6 protein-coding genes are annotated in these 4,933 nt (G+C 42.7%); 5 read left to right on the top strand and 1 reads right to left on the bottom strand.

Features of this window, described 5'->3' with window-relative positions; all coding sequences use genetic code 11:
• Positions 1-255: 255 nt before the first annotated feature.
• A complete protein-coding gene (locus B147_RS0106105; RefSeq protein ID WP_020586347.1) occupies positions 256-1,485 on the bottom strand; it encodes a hypothetical protein in 1,230 nt (409 codons plus the stop codon).
• A 734-nt stretch (positions 1,486-2,219) separates the two neighbouring features.
• On the opposite strand from B147_RS0106105, the gene B147_RS30105 reads away from it, so the two are divergent.
• The 5 genes from B147_RS30105 to B147_RS0106080 all read left to right on the top strand — a co-directional run bounded on the left by B147_RS30105 (position 2,220) and on the right by B147_RS0106080 (position 4,739).
• Positions 2,220-3,071, top strand: coding sequence for a hypothetical protein (locus B147_RS30105; protein WP_020586346.1), 852 nt, complete (start codon positions 2,220-2,222; stop codon positions 3,069-3,071).
• A 54-nt stretch (positions 3,072-3,125) separates the two neighbouring features.
• Positions 3,126-3,485, top strand: a complete 360-nt coding sequence (locus B147_RS31015; RefSeq protein ID WP_083927824.1) for a DUF2958 domain-containing protein — start codon at positions 3,126-3,128, stop codon at positions 3,483-3,485.
• A 180-nt stretch (positions 3,486-3,665) separates the two neighbouring features.
• Positions 3,666-4,013 carry a hypothetical protein gene (locus tag B147_RS0106090; protein WP_020586344.1) on the top strand — a complete coding sequence of 116 codons (348 nt, stop codon included), beginning with the start codon at positions 3,666-3,668 and terminating at the stop codon, positions 4,011-4,013.
• Between the two features lie 93 nt (positions 4,014-4,106).
• Positions 4,107-4,481 (top strand): hypothetical protein, encoded by a 375-nt coding sequence (locus B147_RS0106085; RefSeq protein WP_020586343.1) that lies wholly within the window; start codon positions 4,107-4,109, stop codon positions 4,479-4,481.
• Between the two features lie 69 nt (positions 4,482-4,550).
• On the top strand, positions 4,551-4,739 hold the full coding sequence (locus B147_RS0106080; protein WP_020586342.1) for a hypothetical protein: 189 nt from the start codon (positions 4,551-4,553) through the stop codon (positions 4,737-4,739).
• Positions 4,740-4,933: the final 194 nt, after the last annotated feature.

Here is a 4,933-nt window from a genome sequence, read left to right as displayed (position 1 = left end):
TGTCATCTTTAAAGGTCGATCTCCTCGAGATTGTAGTTCAGGTGCTTGTGAAAGCGACCTTACCAGAGGGCGCTGGAACTTGTCAAAATTCAGGGACTGTATTCGCTTTTTGAGGACTGAAATGTGCGTCATTTTGGCTCCTTGAGTAAAATTTTTCAAGGCGCGCAAAAATTTTTACGCACATTTGTCAACAAAAAAATGACTGTTTTTTCAATAAATTTAGCTGTTTTTTACATGCAAAAAACTAACCGGACACTACTGATATTTTTCTATCTTTTGAAGTTCTTCCTGTATTTTTTCCTTTTCAGCAAACAGGGCTTTCAAATCCTCATTTTGAATCCTTGCTGCTTCCATCTCGGCCTCAATTTGTTCCTTCCGAAGGTTCTCATATTGATTTTTAAGTTCGTCTAATTTTTGAATACGTTCTTTCTCGTCTTCACGAAGTTCGCTTATCTGGAGATCTAAATCCTCTTTTTTCTTTTCTAAATCAGAAATTTCATTTGATAAATCATTTTTTTTCTCTTCATAATCTGATATCTGATCTTTAAATGTTTCCGTCTCTGGTAAAAAAGATAGAAAATCCTCTAATAAATCTTTATTGTTTTTACTTTTATCAAAAAGATTTTGTGCACGGGTGTATATTGACTGATTAATATCTGAAAAATCAGCCCCAGAAAAAGCATTATGCACTTTTTTGAAAGTGTTCAATTCTTGTTTACTAAAAATGTTTAATGAGTTCGCATTTTTAAGTATAAAATTGAGTAATTCATCATTTGGTAGGAATTTAATCTTCCTTCCTTGCTCAGTCGGTAACCACTCGGCAATCAGCTTGCGATTTAATGTTTCTCCTTTCAGGGTGTTAGTTTCAAAATCTACAAACAGGGATTTGATTTGTGTTATTTCCCACTCATAAATATATCCGCTATTATTATGAATCGCTGCTAATTTAATTTTTTCCCCATCAGTACCGTTAAAATTAAATGGCCCCAATATTGATTTTTTAGAATCTACATAAAAATAACTATTTTGCCCCGATTCATTTTTGTCTTTTAGTAATTCATAAACTCCGGGTTGATCAGGGATAAAATAATCATTTTCTAAATCAAAACTGCCTGAATAGCTTTCGTGTACTTCATGTCTCAATTTGACAGTCTTATCACCAAAGGCAAAAAAAGGGAGTTCGATAGAGTCCTTTAAATTTTCTACAATTGCTGTCACTCGAAACAATTCATTTGACAGAAACCGTTGGGTTAAGAGTTCTCGTTTTTCTTCACCTCTTTCACGAAAATTAGCGTTATACATAATTGTCTTTGGATTATCTTTTATTTTATAAAAGATATTATCTTTAAGCACCAATATCGGTAAAATATTTGTATGATAGTCTGAATATTCTTTTGTACACACCAAAACGATTTTTTCTCTGTCAAGATTTCCATAATCTACGTAATCGGAAAGCTGTATTTCTTCGAGTTCATCAATTTTCATGTTAACCTCTTCGTGGGCGATTGAATATCTTGTATAGTAGGAACATAAAATGTTGAATAGACCAATTGACTGTTTGATTTCAAGCAATTTTTCAATTTACTTTGATTGTCTCTCAATGCACAGAATATAATATTTCAAAAGTATTTTGGTGTCTTATCCTCAGTTTCTGTCAAAAAAGACAAGAAAATGAAGAGGGAGGGCATGGGTTGCGGGTTTTCCGCTTTAGTTATAACAATAAAGGCGATCACTACTTTTGGTGATAGTCGCTTCCAATGATCCATTCCACCTTACTTCCGAATCATTTTATCTCTGCCGGTAAAACTCGTTATATCATGGTCGGCCTTTCTTTTTACCATCCCGCCATATTTTGGGGACCCTTTCCAGCTAATGTACATCAAAGAATAGGTCAAATGTCTTCCAATATGGTGAATGTTCAATTTTGAAGGGTACCCAGTGTGTGTATCTGGTACCCCTTGTTGATACGGCCTTTCTGCATCCTACTGGTACAATATAGGGGGGGGGCTTTATCCATAGACGTTTCATCCCTTCACCGGATCTCTGAAACAGCCAGTACCACCCCACCCAGCACCTCAACCTAAACCCTTAAATCAAACGACACATCCCCCCCTCCCCCTGTTCCGTGATCAAGGGGAGAAAAACACCGACACAAAATTAACAACGAAGGCCAGTCCATTCAGGGCTGGTCTTTTTTATTTTAACGAAAGGAGAATTCCATGAATCATATCGGAGACATAAGCACAATTAAACAATTTACGAAACCACCAGAAACCAAACAGCCAGACACCGGAAGCATCTCAACGTTTCCCACATCCCCCTTGGATATGCCCCCAAACACTTTTGGAACCGCTCTGAAAAACAGGCAGGAGAACCAACGAAAACTCATCCAGTGGATTAAACAAAACCTGGAGCCGGACATTCATTATGGCCGGGTACACGTCGCACAAGATTGTCCACTTGCCAAGGCTGATGCAGCATACCTGTGCAGGGATTTCAGCCATTTTTCGGGACTGACTCTTTGGAAAGCAGGAGCAGAAAAGATAATCGCAGCAATGGGCTTAACAGCTCATTTCCCGAACGTTGGCCTTTATGAAGAGGCTTGTTTACGCGGCCTGAAAATTCAACAGGTCCTGCTTAAATGCGAATTGAAAACGCAAGGCGGCAGGATAGTTGCCGAAGGTGCCGGGGCCAGACATCTACGCGAGGACAACTGGCGGCTGAATACCAGCGTCAAAATGGCTCAAAAATCCGCGATGATTGATGCCACCATCCGGGTGGCTGGCCTTACTGGTATTTTAATCAAGACGCATCGCCATGCTATCCGAAACAACGCGCCCTATGCCGGAGGTTGTCCGACAGACCTGCCCGTAGGGAAGCGTTGTAATTATCCCAGCAGCAATGAAAAACCCATCACGCAGCGCCAAAAGGATTTCATTTTGAAGTCAGCAGGCGTCAAAGGCCACACCACAGACGGATTAAACCGCCTTATCCATGAACGATTTAATAAACATCTGGATGACCTCAACCGCGTAGAGGCGTCCAGATTCATTGAACATATCAGCGGCTGACATCCAGCCATTCAACAAGGAGACACATCATGAAAAACACCGACTGAAGCAGAACTGGCAATCATCCCCGGTCTTTACCAAACAGAACACATCCCTACCCAAGACAAAATCATCCAAGCCCATTTTTACCTCGGTGAAAGCCACTGGTTTATCGCCGAATATGACCACGTAGACACCATGTTCGGATTCTGCATTTTGAACGGTGATTTGAAAATGGCGGAGTGGGGATTCGTCAGCCTGGAAGAACTGAAAGATATCAACGTTCTCGGGCTTTATCAGGTCCAGTTTAGTGTTCATTGGACTCCGAAGCCTACCGGTGAGGTTGACTTGATACGGCTTGGTGGCGGGATTATCGCAGACCCGCGTGATGAAGAACACGGAGGGCATTGGAAATGGCATACACTCCAGAGTTAACCGAACAGCACAGCGCGACATTACGACGAATTTCTTGGGCCATGAAGATGCCTATGACCAAGGCACTGGCAGATATCCTTGATTATCTTGGCACCACCCTGGACCCTATCAAGGTTTGCGAAGCCTGCCAGGACAAATCCCGGTGCCCCACTTGTCCGTTTAACAGGAAAGGAACCCGCCATGCGCAGAATCCGCAATTACAGCATCAGCAAAGAAAGCACCGAGGAAATGAGTCGGGCAAAACGGTTTAACCCCTGTCTTAAAATCACTTTTCGGGACCATTCCGGCCAGCACTCGCACAAACTGATGGCTGGGTATGATGATGACTTGGACGTTTACCGCGAAGGGCCAGAAACGCTTGTTTTGGCAATCAATGCCAGGTTGGGATACATTGGCCTGGAGGTGTTCGAAGGGGCCAATAAAACAGGCGAAATCTTTGTGGAAGAGTACCAGGTGATAGAGACCCTTGGACGCGACGATTTAACCCCTTTTAACGCCATAAAACGCCTGCGAGAACACATTCTTTAATCAAATTTAACAACCCATAAATCAAGCATTTGAGGCCTTCCTGGGTACCCCCGGAGAAGGTTTTTTTATGCCTAAAACCAAGGAGAGGATTCAATGAAAGCAACAGCAACGAAATTGATTGAGAAAGAGTGTCAAAGGCACCTGGCAGCCCAGGGCATCACCAGCCAAAAGAAGCTTGAACATCGCCTTCAGGATCTTTTTGAGCAAGCAGAACACCAGGAGGCGGCGCTTATCAGCCTATATAAGATGTTGATACCAGACTGGGAGAGGATTGAGCGCCTGGAAGGTCATCCCATCGTTGGGCGGGGCCTCTGGCAGTACATCGGCAATCTGTTCATTGATTTTGACCAGCGCAACCATCCCCAAATTTTCAATGGAGGGTTATGGCTCAATCAGGGTTTTTCTTCCAGCGATGAAATTGGACCTTGGGAAATCAGTATGGATCAGTGCAACGTCATTTATTCCTGAAACATCAACGACAATTACAAGGCCATCTGGGGCATGTGCTCTGGGTGGCCTTTTTTATTGGAGGACGCCATGACCAAACAGCAGAAGGAAGCGTATCAGAACACCGAATCCTTGAGAAAAATCATCAAGTCACTTGAAGGCCAGAAGTTCCGCCTGGATTGCGGGCACCATGTGACCGTGTGTCACAGCCTCGGAAACGATATCACGATCAGAAACGGCAAAGAGCCCGTCATCATCTGTTCCCAATGCGGGTATTAATNCGCNCACCCCAAAAAAACTTAATCAACAAAGGAGATTTATCATGACAAAGACCACAACTCTCGAAAACGTAATCAACGCAGTTCGCCAGGATTCCATCAATCATTTTGATGAAGTCATGCCCGTTCATGAAATGGAATTTGACAGCCTCAAACAGATGTCGATTTCAGGCAAGCAGGTGGATGTGGCTCCCA

The sequence above is a fragment of the Desulfobacter curvatus DSM 3379 genome, from assembly GCF_000373985.1.
Lineage (GTDB): Bacteria > Desulfobacterota > Desulfobacteria > Desulfobacterales > Desulfobacteraceae > Desulfobacter > Desulfobacter curvatus.
Note: the sequence above shows the minus strand (reverse complement) of the source record. Positions and strands in the feature narration are given on the sequence as shown.

Coding starts and splice junctions, on each gene's coding strand:
- B147_RS0106105 (WP_020586347.1), bottom strand. CDS start 1,485: ATGAAAATTGATGAACTCGAAGAAATACAGCTTTCCGATTACGTAGAT.
- B147_RS0106080 (WP_020586342.1), top strand. CDS start 4,551: ATGACCAAACAGCAGAAGGAAGCGTATCAGAACACCGAATCCTTGAGA.
- B147_RS0106090 (WP_020586344.1), top strand. CDS start 3,666: ATGCGCAGAATCCGCAATTACAGCATCAGCAAAGAAAGCACCGAGGAA.
- B147_RS0106085 (WP_020586343.1), top strand. CDS start 4,107: ATGAAAGCAACAGCAACGAAATTGATTGAGAAAGAGTGTCAAAGGCAC.
- B147_RS30105 (WP_020586346.1), top strand. CDS start 2,220: ATGAATCATATCGGAGACATAAGCACAATTAAACAATTTACGAAACCA.